The organism is Parachryseolinea silvisoli (assembly GCF_021190955.1).
Taxonomy (GTDB): Bacteria; Bacteroidota; Bacteroidia; order Cytophagales; family Cyclobacteriaceae; genus Ohtaekwangia; species Ohtaekwangia silvisoli.
Window position 1 is genome coordinate 273,730 of sequence record NZ_JAIOAO010000007.1, and the last position, 18,366, is coordinate 292,095.

An 18,366-nucleotide genomic window follows, 5' to 3' on the forward strand; every position below is an offset into this window, starting at 1 on the left:
CTCAAAAAAAAAGCTGCCGGAAACCAAACGTCCTTCGATTTCCGGCAACTGTTAACCAATCAATTAACCCAAATGTTAATGACACTACGAAGTAGCATATAGGAAAGCGTAAACCAAACACCGAAACGCCACCGCAAACGAAATAACGGTGCCGGAAACGTTCTCGAACCTCAAATTCCCCGGCCCTTTGCCCGTTGCGGTTTCTGCCTTACTTTCTGTACTTTCGTGCCCGTATAAGCCATGAAGAACGACCAGGCCACCATTCGCGACCTTGCCCTGAAGTTGAATATCTCGATATCAACCGTCTCACGCGCGCTGCGGAATGCCCCGGACGTTAACCCCGACACCAAAAAGGCCGTACTCGCCCTGGCCGAGCAGCTGCACTACGAGCCCAACCGTGTCGCCCAGAGCCTCCGCATCAGGAAGACCAAAACCATCGGCGTGGTCGTACCGCAGATCGCCATGCACTTCTTCTCATCTGTCATCAGCGGCATCCAGGAGTATGCCGCGCAGCACGGCTATAGCATCATGATCTGCCAGTCGATGGAATCGCTCGATACCGAGAAGTCAAACATCCACATGCTGGTCTCTAACCGCGTAGACGGCCTGTTGATCTCACTGTCCAGCGAAACAACAAACGTAGAGCACCTCGAGCACCTGCTCGCCAAGAAAATACCCATCGTACTCTTTGACCGCGTCACCGACACGCTGCCGGTATCGAAGGTGGTTGTAGACGACCACGACGGCGCCTTTACAGCCGTAGATTACCTCATCCGCACCGGCTGCCGCCGCATTGCTTACATCGGGGGGCCTGAAGGCCTGTCGATCAGCAATCAGCGCATGCAGGGCTACCGCGATGCGTTACAAAAACACAACCTGCCCATACTGCCCGACTATACGGTACACTGCGCAGACCTGCAGAACGGTTCCACCGGGGCCACCCAACGGCTGCTCAACCTGCACGAGCGCCCCGATGCAATCTTCTGCATGAACGACCCCATGGCCATTCTCGCCATGCAGGTGCTGCGCGAGCGCGGCGTGCGCATACCAGACGACATCTCTCTGATAGGTTTTACCGACGAGCCCGTGTCGCGGTTTATCGAACCGGCATTGACCACCGTCGCACAGCCCGCCTATACCATGGGCCAGGCCGCCGCACGGTTGTTTATCAGCCAGGTGGAACATCCCGACACCTTTACCCCACGCCTGGAAGTATTGCCGACCGAGCTGATCGTACGCGGCACCACACGCCTGCCTGCCGACAGGTAGGTAAGCTGAAGTGAAAAGACACCGTTTCCTTTTGTGGCTGCCAGAAAATGTCAATCTTTGACACTACTACTATCCCATGGCACAAGGCTTACTCATCGATATGGACGGCGTGGTCTACGGCGGCGACATCCTGATTCCCGGCGCAGACGCATTCATCGACCGCTTGCTGAAGAACGATATACCGTTCATGTTTATGACCAACAACAGCCAGCGCACGCGGCTCGACGTAGTCCGTAAACTGAAACGGCTCGGCATCGACGTAGAAGAAAAGCACGTCTACACCAGCGCCATGGCTACCGGCAAATTCTTAGCCGGACAAATCCCCCAGGGTACAGCCTACGTACTCGGTGAAGGCGGACTGCTGACGAGCCTGCACGAAAGCGGCATTACCCTGGTCGATACCGACCCCGACTTTGTCGTGCTCGGCGAAGGCCGCAACTTCACCCTGGAGATGGTTCAGCGCGCCGTCGACATGATCCTGGCCGGCGCAAAATTTATTACCACCAACCGCGACCCCTCCCCTAAAAAGAAAGGCTGGGCCAACCTCGGCATTGCCGCGACAACCGCCATGATCGAAGAAGCTACCGGCGTAAACGCCTTTGTCGTCGGCAAGCCCGGTCCCGTCATGATGCGCTCGGCACGCAAGGCCCTCGGCCTGGAAACCGCCGACACCACCGTCATCGGCGATACCATGGACACCGACATTCAGGGAGGCGTACAGATGGGTTACAAGACCATCCTCGTGCTGTCCGGCATTACCCGGGCAGAAGACTTCCGTAAGTATGCTTTTAAGCCCGATCTGGTAGTAAACTCCGTAAACGACATCGCGCTCCCCCTGGATTGGTGGAAAAAATAAGCGTTTAAACGATTGTTTTGCGCGGCCCACAAGCAAGCAACAAATTTCATCATCCTGTCAAAAATCGCACGAAAAGCGGGTCCAGAGTGTAGCGTAAACCGGATTTTTACGGTTCGTGCCCGCGCCCACCCTACATTCATTACTCCTGTTAACAAATTCTCTATCCCCCTGGCAGGCAACGCACAGGGCTATACCTCTTCTTTTTTCACCCGAACCACCCTACGCAGCGTTAGGTCTCAAAATCGTCTCTATTTGATCTTATTCTTACATATCTTATAAGGGGCCCTTTTACGGCGGGTTCACATGCCCCCCGATAGCCTACCTTTGAACTGTAGAAACCAAGCCGGATCGCTGCTGTATGACCAGGAAACGAATACCCAACATCTGGATTATCGATGACGACCCCATGTCGTCATTCATGTTAAAACGCCTGGCGGAACTGGGCGAGCTGGCCGACATTATCACAATCTTCAATCACGCCCGCGGCGCTCTCGACTACATCGAAGAACACAAGAGGGACTACAACCAATTGCCGGATGTCATCCTGCTGGATATATACATGCCCGTTGTAAACGGCTGGGACTTCCTGAACCGTTACCGCGAGCTACGCCCCCTGCTGGAAAAAGAGATAAGTATAATCCTCGTCAGCTCTTCCGACCATCCGCGCGATCTCAACCAGGCCAAAACCTACGAAGAGGTAAAAGCCTATGTCACCAAACCCGTATCGTTAGAGCGGCTCAAAGAGCTGTTACTTGTGAATGCGTGACTCACCGGGAGTGAATTCACCTACCTGAAGCGTATCCCATGATAAATTCTAGTGCGGCAGCTTATCGCGGATAAGCCCATAGCACCACGTGCCGGCAATGGCGCTGAGCAACGTGACGATCACCACAACGGCTCCGGTACCGATCTGCGCAAACAACGGTCCGGGACAAGCACCCGTCAACGCCCAGCCTAGTCCAAACAACAGACCACCGTACACATTGCCCCAGGTGAACTTCTTGGGGCGCACCACAACCTCCTCGCCATCAAGCGTACGGATCTTCAATATGCGGATCAACCACAACGACACCATCCCCGTCACCACGGCGGAGCCAATGACGCCGTACATGTGAAATGACTGCAACCGAAACATCTCCTGGATACGAAACCACGAGATTACCTCCGCCTTCACCAGCAGGATACCAAAGAATATACCCGCCAGCAGGAACTTGACATTCGGCCAGAAGGCCACGCGTGTAGCGCCCGCGTTCGTCATAGCAGGCGCAAAATATAGGGTAACACCAAATTGGCCATAATAAAACCACCCGCCATAAAACAACACGTCGCGACGACTGACGGCCATTGCAACGATGAGATGCCCATGATCGCATGCCCCGACGTACAGCCACCGGCATAACGTGTGCCGAAACCTACCAGAAAACCGCCTGCGATCATCAGTATAAAACCGCGCAGCGTCAGCAATGCATGAAAGTTGAACAGCTCCACCGGCATGAGGTGGCTGGTATCTTGCACCCCATAGGAAGCCAGCTCCGCAGTCAATGCCGGATTCATCTGCACCGGCTCGGGATTGCGCAGCAACGTGCCCGCGAGTATTCCACCGATAAAAATGCCGCCGGCAAAAAACAAGTTCCAGGATTCCTTACGCCAGTCGTATTGAAAAAAAGGAATACGCGCCGGTATACAGGCTGCGCATACATGACGAAGGTTGGACGAAATGCCAAAGGGTTTGTTCCCCAGTAATAATAACAAGGGTACTGTTAATCCAATCAACGGCCCCGCCACATACCAGGGCCAGGGACGCGATAATATTTCTAACAGGAAGTCCACTTAAGCCTTCTTACTGCTGCACGTAAAATTCGTCCGCGGAATAGACGTAGCGGCAATCGCTTTAAAGCCACCGTCCACGTCAACGATGTTATCCCAACCCCGCGCCTTCAGAATAGACGCTGCCACCATTGAACGGTAGCCGCCTGCGCAGTGCAAGTATACATCGCCTTCTTTGGGAATAGAAGCCAGGTGATCGTTCAGGAAATCAAGCGGCGTATTGACCGCGCCGTCGACATGCTCGGCCTCGAACTCGCCCGGCTTGCGCACGTCGAATACAGCCAGCGCATTTGCCTGAAAACGTTTCTCAAACTCGGTAGCCGAAATCGACTTGATCTTCTCAACCTCCTTACCGGCCTCTTTCCACGCCGCAACACCGCCTTGCAGATAACCCAACGTGTTATCATACCCCACGCGTGCCAGCCGCATCACGATCTCTTCTTCGCGACCGCTGTCGGCCACAATCAGGAGCGGGTGCATAACACCCGGCACCAGCGCACCCACCCAGGGGGCAAAGCTGCCGTCGATGCCAATATTGATAGCGTTGGGAATATAGCCTTTGGCAAACTCTTGTGGACTGCGCGTATCGAGCACCAGTGCACCCGTTTCATTGGCTGCCAACTCAAACTCTTCCGCGGTCAGGGCGCGTGTGCCCTTCTGCATCACGGCGTCAATGCTTTCGTAGCCCTCCTTGTTGAGCTTCACGTTCTCGGGGAAATATGCCGGGGGCGGCAGCAGCCCATCCGTTACCTCGCGGATAAATTCGTCGCGTGTCATGTCGGCACGCAACGCATAGTTGATCTTTTTCTGGTTGCCCAGCGTATCAACCGTTTCTTTCATCATATGTTTGCCACAGGCAGAACCGGCCCCGTGCGCGGGATATACAATCACGTCGTCTGCCAGGGGCATGAGCTTGGTGCGCAGCGAGTCGAATAGCATTCCGGCCAGGTCTTCCTGCGACAGGTGTGCTGCTTTTTGGGCCAGGTCGGGACGTCCCACATCGCCGAGGAACAAAGTGTCGCCGCTAAAGATCGCGTAGTCCTTGCCTTGCGCGTCGCGCAGCAAATACGTGGTCGACTCCAGCGTGTGGCCCGGCGTATGCAATACCTTGATCGTCACCTCCCCCACCTTCAGTTCTTCACCGTCGTGGGCGATATGAGCGTCAAAGCTGGGTTTGGCCGTGGGGCCATAGACAATACGGGCGCCGGACTTGGCAGCCAGGTCCAGGTGGCCCGAAACAAAATCAGCGTGAAAGTGCGTTTCCAGCACGTAGCGAATGGTAGCCTTGTTACGGCGCGCCTTTTCCAGATATGGCCCCACTTCGCGCAAGGGGTCGATAATCACGGCCTCACCAGCCGATTCAATGTAATATGCGCCCTGTGCCAGGCAACCGGTATAAATTTGCTCTACCCGCATAGATGTACTCGTTAGCGTTGTGCGTTTGGTCTCGGTCACAAAGATAACCGTTTGTTCGATTTACGGAGGACCATTTTTAAGGGTTAAAACCGTAGAATGGCAACGTTGGTTCCACGCAGTATATCTATGTAGTCGGTATACATTGACCTCTACTATGAAAAAAGGCCGCTATTCAGCGGCCCTTTTGTATACAAAAAACGTAAGTTTTACTGCTGATAATACGATTCGTTGATCTTATTCGCCGGCACCCAGAACACGGGAGTCGTGAAGTTATCTTGGCCTGCTACTTCGAGGTAATTCTCTGTGTTGGTCTCAAACTCAGATGTCGGGTAGCGCAGGCGTTCCGGCTGTGGCGTCATGACAATGTTACCGAGCTTGAATGGCTCGAGCTTCGGATGGCGCGTTCTACGAAGATCGGTGAACAGCTCATAGGGCTCTACCATATTGATGTGCACATATTTTTGGAGCATCAAGATTTCCATCTTAGCTTCCTCGTCGACTGCTGCCTCAAAATTCGTTTTGATCGTATTGGCATACGCAGCAATGCTTGCGGCATCCGGCTTGGCAGGTTTCAGCAGGTTTTTAAATCCAGCATCTGCCACGTTGTCGGCATAGGTGCTTAAGCTGTTGATGTAATACCAATAGTCTGTCGAGTGGATCACGGCATCATACATGTGTTCGCCAGCGCTCTTGCCCGTAGTGGCCAGGCCTTTCAGAACAGCTTCTGCCAACAACAGGTCTACTTCCGCCAACGACATCATATATGCCGGGAATTTGTTATACATAAATGTAACGTGGCTATACATCGACTTGGAGTTTTGTTCCAGGAAGCTGCTCAGCGGCGTAGCGGTCTGGGTTCCGTAGTACTTTTCGGTGGCTAAATAGCCCGCCTTTTGCCAATCGGCATCCATGGTTACCGGGCGGTAGTCTTTGTACTTGGTAGGCATTGCAATCACCGGCAGGCGCGGATCATCCACTCCCACCTCGTATACTGAATCTACTTTGTTATTTTTCTTGCCCATCATAGCGTTCAGCATCACCTTCGGGATAAAGGTCGCATAGCTCGCTTCGTACAAACCGCGCATCCAGAGGCCACCGGCATTCGGGGGATCTACCACCGGGATCTGCCATTGCAGGTCTACTGTCGGCAAACTTCCTTTCGCAATTATATCTGTGATGTGCGCTACTGCAAAATCGCGGTCAACGCCGGCAAGACGCACAGCCGCACGCAGGCGAATAGCATTTGCATATTGTATCCACTGTTCGACATTTCCTTTCAGGGCTATATCCTGATTGGTAAGCTCTGCTTTCGCCGCAGACGACATGGCAGCGTGCTCTGCAGGAAGGCGTTCTGAAATCTCTTTCAGCTCGTCCAGAATATTGCGGTAGATTAATTTCGGATCGTCATATTTCGCCGTAAAAAACCCCTCTGAGCCGCGGAAGGCTTCAAAGTATGGAATACTATTAAACAAGTCGACATTACGCAACGCTGCCCAGTCTTTCATAATCGTCGCCAGGTCATAGTATACTTTGGCATTGACTTGTTGCTCGCCTTCCAGCAGCGCTACGTTATCACGAATAAACGCCCAGTTTTTTAGCTTCACGTAGAAATTTTCAAACCAGTTACGCACGTGCGTATCGTCAAACCCGTTGCCATTGGTTACATCGTGATATTCTTTGAACCAGGTATAACGATCGGTTACATAACGCTCGGAAATCTGAGAATACGCTACAATACCTGTACCATTTGTCAACTGATTCCACCATTCGCCGTAATCTTTGATATAAAATGTCCCCTGATTAAGCATGGCCGTAAACATCCCGGGAATGGCCCCTTCTACGTTGCCAAACTTATCCGGATTTTTAAACTCGTTTTCGAGCACATCCTCACACGAAGCGAGAACCATGATGCACGCGAGTATCGATAATCGTAATATTTTCATCTCTTTGTCTTTAAACTATTAGAAACTTGCATTTACGCCAAAACCATAAGAGCGTACAGTCGGGAGGAACGAATACTCATAGTACGAGCTACCACCCAACGCGCTTTCGGCATCAAGATTCGGAAGTGTTTTATATAGATAGAAAAGGTTCCGTGCGAAGGCTGTAACAGTTACTTTTTGCAGCTTCACTTTTTCCACCCATGACTGAGGTATCGTGTACGAGAGTGAAAGCTCACGTACTTTGATATAGTCATTCTTATACACATTGTCCGGTTGGAAACCTTCGCCGGTATCGTGCATCAGCGTGCTGTAGTACTCGTACGCCGATAGGATCTGCTCATTCTTCGCATACGTGATCTCACCGTCAACACCGGTCTTCTGTTGAACGCCGGGGAGTATCAAACCGTCGTGGTATACCCGACCATCGGCCGAAGCGGCAGGCGCCGTTTCGTTGTGGTCCATTCGCACACGCTCACCGCTATCGGTGATGTAATAGGCAATGCCTCCGTGCGCCTGGTCACGAAACTCCAACGAACTTTCTGACAGGCCGGCGCCTTTCAGATAATAGTTCGAGTACGATACGATCGTTCCACCGAACTTATAATCCAAACCAACGTGGAAGTTAAATCCTTTGTAGTAAACATCACTGAACATACCACCGAAAGCTTTCGGATTAACGTTGCCTACAGTAGTCAGCTCTCTGTCGTCCAACTGGTACAACCCATTGGCGCCTATTACGCGCTGGCCATCCGGAGCCTTCAAGTAGTCGCGCATTTGAATGTCTCCAAAACGACCGCCCTTTTCCGCAACAACCAGGTAACCGATACCAGCGTTGCTACTTGCCGCCAGCGTCACCTTGTTAATGCCCGGATACAGGTCTACAACTTCAGACTGCTGACGCGCCGCCGTGAATGTAACGTCCCACTTCACTCGGGGTGTCAGTACCGGCGTCCCCTTCAACATTAACTCATAGCCGTGGTTAGCCAGCTCACCGGCATTAATGCGGATGTTCTTTCCACCGGATACCGATGAAATCGGAACCGCCATGATTTGGTTGTAAACCTTATTCGAATAGAACGAGAAGTCAACTTCCACACGGCTTCCGGTAAAGAAGCGGGTATTAAAGCCGAGCTCGATCTCACGTTTACGTTCAGGCTTATATTCTTTTCCAAGATCACCCAGGAATAGATCTTCCGGGCTTTGAATGCTGATCGCGTTTGTGTTCGGCAAGGTCGCTACGTTATAGGAGTTGTACAGGAAATAGCGCGATGTACCACGACCTACGTCTGCCCACGAAGCGCGGAGGTTACCAAATTGCAGGTACGGAATTTTAAACCGCTCGCTGAATTTCCAGGTAAGGGCCGCACCAGGATAAAAGTAGCTATTGTTGCCGGGAGGCAACGTAGAGTCCCAGTCGTTACGACCGGAAAGCTCCAGGTAATATTCATTATCCCAAGAAAGCGTAGTCGATCCCATCAAGCTGTACAGCACATTTGAGCCGCGCGTGAAGTTGCTCACCATGCCTTTGTTGGCGGCACTCGGCCAGGTTTTGGCGTTGTCTAATGAATACCACCCCGGGAACATCAGCCCCGACTCGTCTGTTCCTGCATATATCGAGTTGTCTGTAAACCGCTGATACTGACCGCCGGCAAAAGCAAACACATTCAAGCGATCGCCAACAAAAGACTTATCGAAATTCAGGAACGAGTTGTATGTCTGTGCTTGCGAGTTCGTGCGCGTATAACGATAGCGTCCACCCTGAATAGTCGGGATAACTTGTGAAACACTGTTTTTGGTCTCGAAGTTTGTATCCGTGTAATCCAGACCGGCAAATACTACCCACGACAACCAGCTATTGATATTGACGGTCGATTTTACAGAACCGATCAAGTGCGTTTTTGTATCGATGTCACGGTTTTGGTTTTGCTCCCACAACACGTTGAACAATCGTGGAACAAAAGTACCGGCTAACCCCAGGTCTTCGATCTCCTGGCCATTTCTTCTGTAACCCGTAGAGTCAAGGTAATACGATTTCAGCATGCTTACCGGGTAATCGTTATTAAATCCCCATGCTACAACGTCCTGGATATTGGGGAGACGGTTCATGGTTTTGATGGAGTTCAAGCTCGTATTCACTTCGAAGAGCGCGGCTTTCGAGGCACGGATCTGACCATTGACATTGATCGTATTACGCGTCCGTTCGAAGTTGTTCATGATACCGGAATACTGATCGCGGGAATATGCCAGACGCATGTTGCCGAAATCGCTGTTACCGGCAATCGCCAGGGAGAAGTTGTCAGACTTGCCATTTCTGAACAGCTGATCGAAGTTGTCTTTATACGATTGATACGGAGCGGTAGTCCCATCAAAGAGACGTATCGGTGTTCCGTCGAACTTCGGTCCAAAGTTGAAGCGGCTTGCTACCAGCCTTCTATATTTTGTACCTTCGACTTCGACAGAGTCCATCGAATACTGATTCGTACCAGAGCCGAACTCATTCTGAAAATCGATATAGGAGTGTGGATCTTCAAACGTGTGCTGATAGCTCATTTGCACACCAAGGCCACGCGTATTCTTACCTTTTTTGGTCGTAATCAACACGACACCGTTGGCACCTTGGCTACCGTACAGAACGGAAGCTTTCGCACCACTCAGGATTTCCATGCTCTCAATGTCGGCGGGGTTCAGATCGTTGATACCCGAACCGTAGTCGAACGAATTCAACGGATCGTATCCACGCGATTCCATCGATGTAGCCTGGTCGCGGATGATCACACCATCCACCACAAACAACGGACGAAGATTCGCCGTCGTATTGAAGGACGCGGCACCACGTACCTTAATATTTATACCACCTGTCGGACCGGCAGCGCCTTGCGAAATCTGCACGCCTGCGGCACGGCCATACATTGCCGTCAGCGGGTTTTGCGTAATCCCCGCAGTGGTCATATCCTCGCCTTTAACCTTCGTCACCGCATATCCCAGGCTTCCCTTGTCTTGTTCGTAACCCATGGCGGTTACAACCACTTCGGTAAGCTCGGAGATATCGTCTACGAGGGCAACGTCAACAGTCGTGCGTGACCCTACGGCCACTTCCTGTTGCGTAAACCCGATAAAAGAAAACGAGAGAACAGCGTTGGCACTGTTCCCGATCGCGATGGAATAGTTACCCTCGGCATCCGTCGTCGTGCCGATGGTGGTCCCTTTTACGACCACCGAAACCCCGGGTAGGGGCGAATTGTCTTGTGCCGATGTAACACGGCCAGTAATGGACTGCCCAAAGGCCGAAAAGGCCGTAAGCAATACCAATACCGCTGAAAGAACTGGTAAACGTCTCTGCATGCAAAATAGATTTAGGTTAATAAATTTCGTTCGGCATGGTTTCCCGGCAAATTTCCGTTGGCCATTCCAAATTTTGACAAAAGGTAGAAAGGGTTTTGATGATCTGCAAGAAAAACTTATTTTCGTTTGCGCACACGGAACTGTCGTGTACGCAAACGAGCTAAATTTTAGCATGTGGGCGGAAACACCCCTGCTGTGTACATGACCGGTCAAAAGCCGGAGATAAAAAATGTATTTTTAGTTATTATTATTAGCTGTATTATTCGTCACCCAAAACCATGAACAAGAAGATCAGAATTAAGGACATCGCCGAAATGGCACAGGTATCCGTTGGCACAGTAGACCGCGTTATCCATAACCGAGGGGAAGTAGCCGAAGACTCTTACAAAAAGATTATGGCCATCCTGGAAAAAACAGGATACAAGCCCAACCTCCTGGCGCGCACGCTGGGATCAAATAAAACCTTCCGCATCGCCGCGCTAATGCCCAACCCTGCACAGGATGAATACTGGGAACAATCCGCCGAAGGCGTCAAACAAGCCGAAGACGAGTGGACCCAATATGGCGTGGAGATCCGTCCATACCACTTCGATCTTTATAATAAAGCGTCCTTCGCTTCACAGGCACAAAACCTGCTCGAGACACCGCCCGATGCCGTGCTCACCGCCCCAATCTTTCATCAGGAAGCGTTAAATTTCTTCCGCACCTGCGGAGAACAAAACATCCCTTTCGTCGTAGTCAACAACACCATCGAAGAAGGCGGCTCGCTCAGCTTCATTGGTCACGATTTGAACCAAAGCGGGCGCCTGGGCGCCGAGTTGCTTCACCTCAGCAATACCCAACCCGGAACCTATGCTATCCTGCACGTATACGACGACGTGCACAACTCCCTTCACTTAAATGAAAAGGAAAAAGGCTTTAAAGAGTACTTCGCCGAACAAAACGGCGGCGGCTTTAAAGTCATCAGCCGCGACCTTAACCACACGCACGAGCCCTCCCTTGAAAAAGAGCTCAACGATTTACTCAGCGACGCCTCCCTGCGCGGCATCCTGGTAACTACTTCCAAAGGCGCCTTCATCGTATCACGCCTCATCGAAAAGAAAGGCAAGAACGGCGTACGTTTCGTAGCGTACGACTTGCTCAAAGAAAACTTGCATTATTTGGAGAATGGCATTATCGATTTCCTCATCAACCAGAACTCTAAGCGCCAGGCCTTCATCGCCATCAGCCAGCTCGCCAATCACTTGCTCTTTAAAAAAGACGCCCTCCCAACCTACCTCTTCCCCCTGGAAATCATCAGCCGCCAAAACCTGAAATCATACCTCCACACAGGGCGCTAAGCCCATGCTGATCAGACACTAATACAGCCGGGCACACGCCCGGCTTTTATATTTATAAGCAGGCCTGGGTTTACAGACAAACCACTTACTTTTGTGCCTGATCTTAACTCATTAATATCTACCCGTGAATCGCTTATTATTAACCGTAGGACTACTCGTGTACGCCGGCCTGATTAACGTGTCTGCCCAGGTAGACTATCGCCCGGGGTATGTTGTTTCATCACAAGGTGATACGGTCCGGGGATCAATCGACTACCGCAATTGGCTGCATAACCCCGGGACGATCTCGTTTCGCCCGTCCACGCAAGGTGTAGACCATACCTATAAACCATTGGAAATACGTGCGTTTGGTGTTGCCGGCGACGTGTACGAAAGTGCAATCGTACAGATCGATGTTAGTCCCACGTCCGTGGGTGAGCTCTCGGAAAACCCCGAGCCCCAGCTGGTATCCGATACAGCATTTATCCGGGCCCTGATCACAGGTGAGAAAAGCTTATTCCTATATCATACTTCCAATCAAAGTGGGAAAAATGAGCAGCTTTACATCCGGAATAATGGTCAATGGGAATTGCTGATCTATAAAAAATATCTCCGCAAGAAAACAACAGATTCCCGGCAGAACACGCAAGATTTTGTCGCCTCCAACAATCGGTATGTTCGCCAGTTAGCCGTATATCTGCAGGAGTGTCCCTCCATTCAAAAAAAGATGCACGGTCTACGCTATGGCGGGGCTAACCTGGAACGGCTTTTCCGTACATATTACCAATGTACAACGGCAACGCCGGCATACGAGAAAAAGCCGGACAAACAGCTTCTGGAATTCGGCGTACTCGCAGGTGGCGTCCTGACCTCGATCAAGTTCAAAGTGGCTGACGGAACGCGCTATTCGCCGTTTGCCCCGGCTTCCTTTTCCAACGATTTCACATTTACGGGCGGCCTTTTTCTCGACATCGTGCGAGCCCGGAATAACCGCAAGTGGTCGTTGAATAATGAGTTGGTCTATACGTCCTTTGAGTCGGAGACGACTAATTATACACAGATTCCCACCGACTTCAGCCACCTGTACACGCGCATCAACCTGGAGTATTCCTATTTAAAACTCAATACCATGGTTCGCTTTAAATACCCGGTAGGCAAAGTATATCTGTTTGCCAATGCAGGTATCTCCAACGGCATCATGCTAAGCGGATCGGACCGCCAGACAGATGTGCGGAAAATTTCCGGCACCACCACTATGACCGAAAGCAAAGCATTCGATAACGGCGTCGAGTCGTATGAACTGGGCTTTCTCGGCGGTCTGGGCGCCCGTTACCAGCGCTATGCCTTCGAAACCCGCTATGAAAGAACCCAGGGCATGATCAGCTACATCGGTATGGGCGCACGCCTGTCAAAAGTTGCCTTCCTTCTCTCCTACCGACTCACGAAATAAACGGCACCCGTAACTCCAATTAACAGAACAATTCCACCGGTTATCGGAACCACACAACAACTAATTACCTAATAATCAACATATTAAAAACATTCACCCGTCAAACCGGATTGTTTCTCCTCCCCTTTCCGTATTACTTTGCCGAACCAACGCCCACAACAATGCCATCAACCAGCATTTCTTCACAGGCAAAAACAAGCCCCATGAAAATACTCTACCTGGAAGCTACACACGACACGCCCAAAGTCATGCTCAACAAACGCGACGGCGTATTCGAACTCTCTGGCCGCTCCATCCTGGAAGACACTGAGGCCTTTTATAATCCGGTCATGGAATGGCTCGAGCAATATGCCCAGGATCCCAACCCCACCACGTTGTTCTCATTTAAGTTTAAGTACTTCAACTCTTCTACATCAAAGATTATCTACAACATCTTTGATGTGCTAAAGAATATTCCCGGTGTGCAAGTGGAGTGGTGTTATCATAAAGATGATGACGATATTCTCGAGGCCGGACAGGAGTTTGAGGAGGAGTTGGAGATGAAATTTTTATTCAAGGAATTGTGATTTGGGCTTTCTAAAGTTCCACTTGGACTTAACAGTCCGAGTCCACCAGACTACAACCAGTAGACGTCTGATTTGTAAGGACAGCCAGGTATATATCCGCTATTTAAAAACAGATTGATCTTACAACTTATGGTCGTCAAAAATAGAGTGTAGCCGAATCAGCTAAATACAAATCCATGAATTCCGTAAAAGAATCTGAAATCATTCTGAAGTCTCCTCCACATAAGATAAAAACCTCATTCTTTAACAAGTTCTCGGGATCCAGCCTGATCGCGTAAGAAAAAAGATGAAAGCTATAATTAGCAAAAACGAATAATGTTCTGCTGTCCTCAATTTTATTCAATAATTCACGATAGGGAGGAATCCCTTCCCAATCTTGATATTCATCAAATATACTTTTAACTCTACTTATAGAAAAAAATTCAAATAAACTGTCTAGAGGTTCTCGGGTACCATTCAAAAGCCTAAAATAAGATATCAAATCACTAGGAAGTAAAACATTATTTTTTTGCTGAAACAACGATATCTCCTCGTCTGTCGCACCAGATATTGATCTCCCATGCTCAAGGTACCACTTCGTTTTTATTTGATCGAGTTGAACCATCTTATTATTTCAAAGCATTTAGAATTTTAGTTACAAGATCCAGTCTCTCTGCCTGAACCTTGAGCGCTGTCTCGCTCAACTTTGTAGCCGGAGCTCCTCCGGTTTGCGTTAGTATGCGGTGCGCAAGCTCTCTATAAGCTATAAGTGCATCCTTAGTTGGCACCAATCTACCCCCCGAACTAAAAAAAGCTCTCATTTCAGCTGCATACGCCCCAGACATTGTCTGAATATCCTTAAACGTGTAAGTTACCCTTCCAGCTGACAAGGAAGTATTTTGCAATGCGGGGCCAAAACCCGCCATCGATATACCAATTGTAGTAGCATAGAATAATTCAATAGCGTCCGCGGCATTAACCATATTTGCCGTATAAGCATTCGCTAAATGCTTCTCATCCCGGTAAAGCGACCAATTCCCATCGGAATATTTATACGTCACATGGCCTTCAATAAGATTAAACGTTTGATAGATACTACCGGCTTGATCATATTGATAAAAACTGTTGTCGTTTCCAAAATCCCCAAAGCTCAATCCCGCCAGCGAGCCATCCCGGCGACCTTCGAATTTGGATTCTACAACATATCCGTCTAACATAACACCCATGCCAGCACACTCGGGACACTCGTCACCAGGTCCGGAATCTCTTCCACCATCGGGATCTATGTTGCTTACAGGAGTGTTGCCCATCGCCATATAGGGACTCCAATGTTGTCCCATTGGATCTGGCACCAGCCATCGTCCAATGATAGGGTCATATTCTCTCAACTCAAAATGGCTCCATCCCGTCTCATCATCCTTCTCAGCATACTGCCCCTGATACTGATATCGATACCCACGGTTAACAGGCTGCAGCACTTGGTCAATCTGCTCAGGGGAAGCACCTTCCGCCAATAACCTGATCTCCGAGCCGCTCAGCGCCTTATCAAAGATATGCACTTCATCGATCGATCCATTCATCGGCAACTGAATATTCGTCGCCGTAGTCCGCGATGCACCAATAAGCACATCACCCACCGACGTTCCCGAACTGAACGAGTTAAACGCTGTCGCATAGCCATCTGGCTGGCCGTCGATATAAAAACGGAATGTGCTGCCGTCGCCCACAACTGCTACGTGGTGCCACTCCGTATCGTTGATGGCGTAGTTCGTGCCAGTACCCAAATTCAGCGATGAGCCGTCGCCGCGCGTCGAGCTGAAGCGCAAAGCATGCGTGCCGTAGTCACCACCGAAGGTATCAAACACAAACGCAAATCCCTTCTGACTGGTGCTCGTGATGCTCGACACGATCGCACTCCTGGCATTGAGATCGTTTAGCTTGATATATGCAGCGATCGTGAACACACCCGTATTTTGCACAAACGACAGCTTTTCCGCAGATCCCTCTAGTTTGACATAGCTGTTCACACCATTAAAGCTGTAGGCCTTGTTCGCCTCGCCATCAACACCGGTTGTGAGTACCGCTCCGCTCACCGTGCCGTTCAGGCCGTTGCCACTTTGATCCTGTGCATTACCTGAAAACGCATACTGCCCTTTCAGGTTTTTCCGCAGTAACGCAGCCGGTGCAGGCTCTGTAGAAACGGTACGCAGTACATCTCCCCACGCACCATAGTCCGTTGCTTGTGAAACGTAGCTTGTGGTATGCGTCACGCTGACGTCATCGAACCATACCCGTGTCTCCGGGCTTTCATTCGAAACCCAAACATAAATATACTTTCCGCCGGCGGGTACGATTACCGGCTGGGGCAGTGAAACGCGCTCATGTGCATTATCCAATACTTCTTCCCCCGCAACAAAGCCCGCCTCAACCGGAATCGGTTGGCGGTATCCGCCGATACGCACCATGTCTGCATCAAAGATAATATAGCTCAAGAAGGCATTAGGACGCTCATTCTCATTCGTATAATTCAAAAAACCGGGTGCCGATAGCGCTCCGTTAAACCACTCCGATACGCGTATGGGCGTTGCTCCGTCGACGCCACCTGCAAACGCAAATGTATTGCCTAACATCGTCGATAACAACGAGAGTGTAATCCCCGTGTGGCTATACGACACCTTCTCTTCAAAACGTACATAGGCTTCCGCCCGAACAGTATCGCCCGGCTGTACTTCCAGCGCAATAGCAGGGCCCGTCGACTTCTGGGATACCAGCGTGCCCGGTGTATCGTTCCAATATAAGTAAGACGACCGTGAAGGAACAAGCACATTTCCCGTGGCATCTGTATGGTTCATATGCACGTCCACCTGCTCTGTTTCTGCGATGTTTTGGAAGTATTGTCCTTCTTCTATACGCGGGTTGCTGATGCTTTCCTGGCCATTATCCTCCATCGTCGCCGTGTAGGTCTTCACATCCTCCCGAACCAATGCGCGCACGTTGCCCAAATGATCCGTAAGCTCATATTCCAGGCTGCCATCCTGTGCAGGATAATAGGTGCCAATTTTGCTACCGGCATAAACAGGCATCTCGGTCTTCGTAGCTGGATTGTTATTCACGGACTCTTGCGTGCCTTCCTGGTCATAAACATTCAAGATACTTCCTACAGCGTCACGTATGTACCATGTTGTTCGGTTGAGCTTATAGTTAATCTTTGCCATTCTGAAGCCGCGATCATCGTAAAGATACTCCACCTGCTTGTCTTGCGGCCGCTTCTCGACTGTTGAATAGACCGCGATAACCTTACCAGTCACATCATAGTCAATATACTGATCATCACCTTCTGCTTTGTCGACCTTGGTTGTACGACCAATTTCATCGTAGTCATATGCCTGCGCATATCCGTCGATCGAGGTCAATCGATTCGTATTGTCTTTATAGTGATACTGGAACGTGTGCTGTTGCTGTGATTGATCGTTGTAACGATTCAGTTTCCGGATATTGCCATTCGCATCGTACTCCATACCCGTCAAACGAAAACGGTTTCCGCCCCAGCTATACGTATTAAGCGTATTGTTGGCATCTGCCCAGCTGGCGTCCTTTATCTGATACTTGTCATCGTATTGGTATACATACATCCCCTTCAGGTCGTCGCCCGTGGCACCCCGCGCTTTGGTCGTCCGCCAGCGCGCCGCGGAGATTAAACCGTTATACAATGCAATACCGTGATCACCTGTTTGTTTTACCGCTTCGACAACTCGTACGTCCATCTCTATACTTTGCAGCGTCGCACTCGTAAGCTTGGTGTTGGTTGCCGTCCACCGGTAAATACCCGCGGCAGCAGCCGTGACATTCAGCAACCGGTAGGTCTGCTGGCTGTTGTCAGCATTCGTGCTGTTGATATTCGTCCATGTACCGTTTGTATTCTTCTTTTCCCAGACAATCGATCCATACGTTCCTTTGGTAGTGGCCGGTAGCTCCAAGGTGTTGCCAAGCGGAACATCCACGCGGCGTACCTGGTCAAAGATCTTTTGCGGCCGATACGTCAGCGATTTCGTGATGACCGCGCCCGTGGTTGAATTGACCAATGGCTCCAGCATGTTATAACCCAGGTAGTTCAACGATACCACCATCGACAACTTACTATTATTGGCATAATCGACAAAATTGGGAATCGATGTGAGCGCGTTGTTGGAAAGGTTGATCGCACTCAACTTCGTACTGGTCAGCAACGCCTGTGGAATGGAGGTAAACCTATTGTTCATCACCCGAAACGTAAGAAGCGACGTACAGTTGCCGATGCTCGACGGAAACGCCCCTGTAAAATAATTATCACTCAAGTTCAGATCAGTCAGCTTGGACCAGTTTGCTGTAAACAAAGACGCCGGGATTTCGCCCGACAACT

The 18,366-nt window shown here is 50.4% G+C and carries 13 protein-coding genes; 6 read left to right on the forward strand and 7 right to left on the reverse strand.

All coding sequences use genetic code 11. The annotated features are described in order from the left end of the window. Positions 1 to 240: 240 nt before the first annotated feature. The 3 genes from K7P01_RS30165 to K7P01_RS30175 all read left to right on the forward strand — a co-directional run bounded on the left by K7P01_RS30165 (position 241) and on the right by K7P01_RS30175 (position 2,891). Positions 241 to 1,269 (forward strand): LacI family DNA-binding transcriptional regulator, encoded by a 1,029-nt coding sequence (locus K7P01_RS30165; protein WP_267298325.1) that lies wholly within the window; start codon positions 241 to 243, stop codon positions 1,267 to 1,269. Between the two features lie 76 nt (positions 1,270 to 1,345). Then, positions 1,346 to 2,125: an HAD-IIA family hydrolase gene (locus K7P01_RS30170; RefSeq protein WP_267298326.1), complete on the forward strand. Its 780-nt coding sequence runs from the start codon at positions 1,346 to 1,348 to the stop codon at positions 2,123 to 2,125. Positions 2,126 to 2,483: 358 nt separating this feature from the next. Then, positions 2,484 to 2,891, forward strand: coding sequence for a response regulator (locus K7P01_RS30175; RefSeq protein WP_267298327.1), 408 nt, complete (start codon positions 2,484 to 2,486; stop codon positions 2,889 to 2,891). A 48-nt stretch (positions 2,892 to 2,939) separates the two neighbouring features. Here K7P01_RS30175 and K7P01_RS30180 read toward each other — a convergent pair whose 3' ends face one another. The 5 genes from K7P01_RS30180 to K7P01_RS30200 all read right to left on the reverse strand — a co-directional run bounded on the left by K7P01_RS30180 (position 2,940) and on the right by K7P01_RS30200 (position 10,653). Beyond that, positions 2,940 to 3,383, reverse strand: coding sequence for a YeeE/YedE family protein (locus tag K7P01_RS30180; protein WP_267298328.1), 444 nt, complete (start codon positions 3,381 to 3,383; stop codon positions 2,940 to 2,942). Next, positions 3,380 to 3,946, reverse strand: a complete 567-nt coding sequence (locus K7P01_RS30185; protein WP_397311153.1) for a YeeE/YedE family protein — start codon at positions 3,944 to 3,946, stop codon at positions 3,380 to 3,382. The genes K7P01_RS30180 and K7P01_RS30185 overlap by 4 nt, the downstream gene beginning before the upstream one ends. Positions 3,947 to 3,955: 9 nt before the next feature. Further along, positions 3,956 to 5,368, reverse strand: a complete 1,413-nt coding sequence (locus K7P01_RS30190) for an MBL fold metallo-hydrolase (RefSeq protein WP_267298330.1) — start codon at positions 5,366 to 5,368, stop codon at positions 3,956 to 3,958. A 206-nt stretch (positions 5,369 to 5,574) separates the two neighbouring features. Then, complete coding sequence (locus tag K7P01_RS30195) at positions 5,575 to 7,311, reverse strand: SusD/RagB family nutrient-binding outer membrane lipoprotein (RefSeq protein ID WP_267298331.1); 1,737 nt, start codon at positions 7,309 to 7,311, stop codon at positions 5,575 to 5,577. A gap of 18 nt (positions 7,312 to 7,329) precedes the next feature. Further along, positions 7,330 to 10,653 carry a SusC/RagA family TonB-linked outer membrane protein gene (locus K7P01_RS30200; protein WP_267298332.1) on the reverse strand — a complete coding sequence of 1,108 codons (3,324 nt, stop codon included), beginning with the start codon at positions 10,651 to 10,653 and terminating at the stop codon, positions 7,330 to 7,332. Positions 10,654 to 10,931: 278 nt separating this feature from the next. Between K7P01_RS30200 and K7P01_RS30205 the strand changes: the two genes are divergently transcribed. From K7P01_RS30205 to K7P01_RS30215, 3 genes are all read left to right on the forward strand, one after another. Then, positions 10,932 to 11,993 (forward strand): substrate-binding domain-containing protein, encoded by a 1,062-nt coding sequence (locus K7P01_RS30205; RefSeq protein ID WP_267298333.1) that lies wholly within the window; start codon positions 10,932 to 10,934, stop codon positions 11,991 to 11,993. Between the two features lie 124 nt (positions 11,994 to 12,117). Continuing rightward, positions 12,118 to 13,422, forward strand: a complete 1,305-nt coding sequence (locus tag K7P01_RS30210) for a hypothetical protein (protein ID WP_267298334.1) — start codon at positions 12,118 to 12,120, stop codon at positions 13,420 to 13,422. 203 nt (positions 13,423 to 13,625) lie between these two features. Continuing rightward, positions 13,626 to 13,988 carry a DUF1987 domain-containing protein gene (locus tag K7P01_RS30215; RefSeq protein WP_267298335.1) on the forward strand — a complete coding sequence of 121 codons (363 nt, stop codon included), beginning with the start codon at positions 13,626 to 13,628 and terminating at the stop codon, positions 13,986 to 13,988. Between the two features lie 136 nt (positions 13,989 to 14,124). On the opposite strand, the gene K7P01_RS30220 is transcribed toward K7P01_RS30215, so the two are convergent. Next, the gene (locus K7P01_RS30220; protein ID WP_267298336.1) at positions 14,125 to 14,592 is read right to left on the reverse strand and encodes an SMI1/KNR4 family protein; all 468 of its coding nucleotides are present in this window, start codon (positions 14,590 to 14,592) and stop codon (positions 14,125 to 14,127) included. A gap of 4 nt (positions 14,593 to 14,596) precedes the next feature. Continuing rightward, a partial coding sequence (locus tag K7P01_RS30225) for a LamG-like jellyroll fold domain-containing protein (protein WP_267298337.1) occupies positions 14,597 to 18,366 on the reverse strand: 3,770 nt, incomplete at its 5' end.

Bases quoted from the DNA above. Each gene is read 5' to 3' on its own strand.
- K7P01_RS30175 (WP_267298327.1), top strand. From the start codon at position 2,484: ATGACCAGGAAACGAATACCCAACATCTGGATTATCGATGACGACCCC.
- K7P01_RS30220 (WP_267298336.1), bottom strand. From the start codon at position 14,592: ATGGTTCAACTCGATCAAATAAAAACGAAGTGGTACCTTGAGCATGGG.
- K7P01_RS30190 (WP_267298330.1), bottom strand. From the start codon at position 5,368: ATGCGGGTAGAGCAAATTTATACCGGTTGCCTGGCACAGGGCGCATAT.
- K7P01_RS30165 (WP_267298325.1), top strand. From the start codon at position 241: ATGAAGAACGACCAGGCCACCATTCGCGACCTTGCCCTGAAGTTGAAT.
- K7P01_RS30170 (WP_267298326.1), top strand. From the start codon at position 1,346: ATGGCACAAGGCTTACTCATCGATATGGACGGCGTGGTCTACGGCGGC.
- K7P01_RS30180 (WP_267298328.1), bottom strand. From the start codon at position 3,383: ATGACGAACGCGGGCGCTACACGCGTGGCCTTCTGGCCGAATGTCAAG.
- K7P01_RS30215 (WP_267298335.1), top strand. From the start codon at position 13,626: ATGAAAATACTCTACCTGGAAGCTACACACGACACGCCCAAAGTCATG.
- K7P01_RS30200 (WP_267298332.1), bottom strand. From the start codon at position 10,653: ATGCAGAGACGTTTACCAGTTCTTTCAGCGGTATTGGTATTGCTTACG.
- K7P01_RS30195 (WP_267298331.1), bottom strand. From the start codon at position 7,311: ATGAAAATATTACGATTATCGATACTCGCGTGCATCATGGTTCTCGCT.
- K7P01_RS30205 (WP_267298333.1), top strand. From the start codon at position 10,932: ATGAACAAGAAGATCAGAATTAAGGACATCGCCGAAATGGCACAGGTA.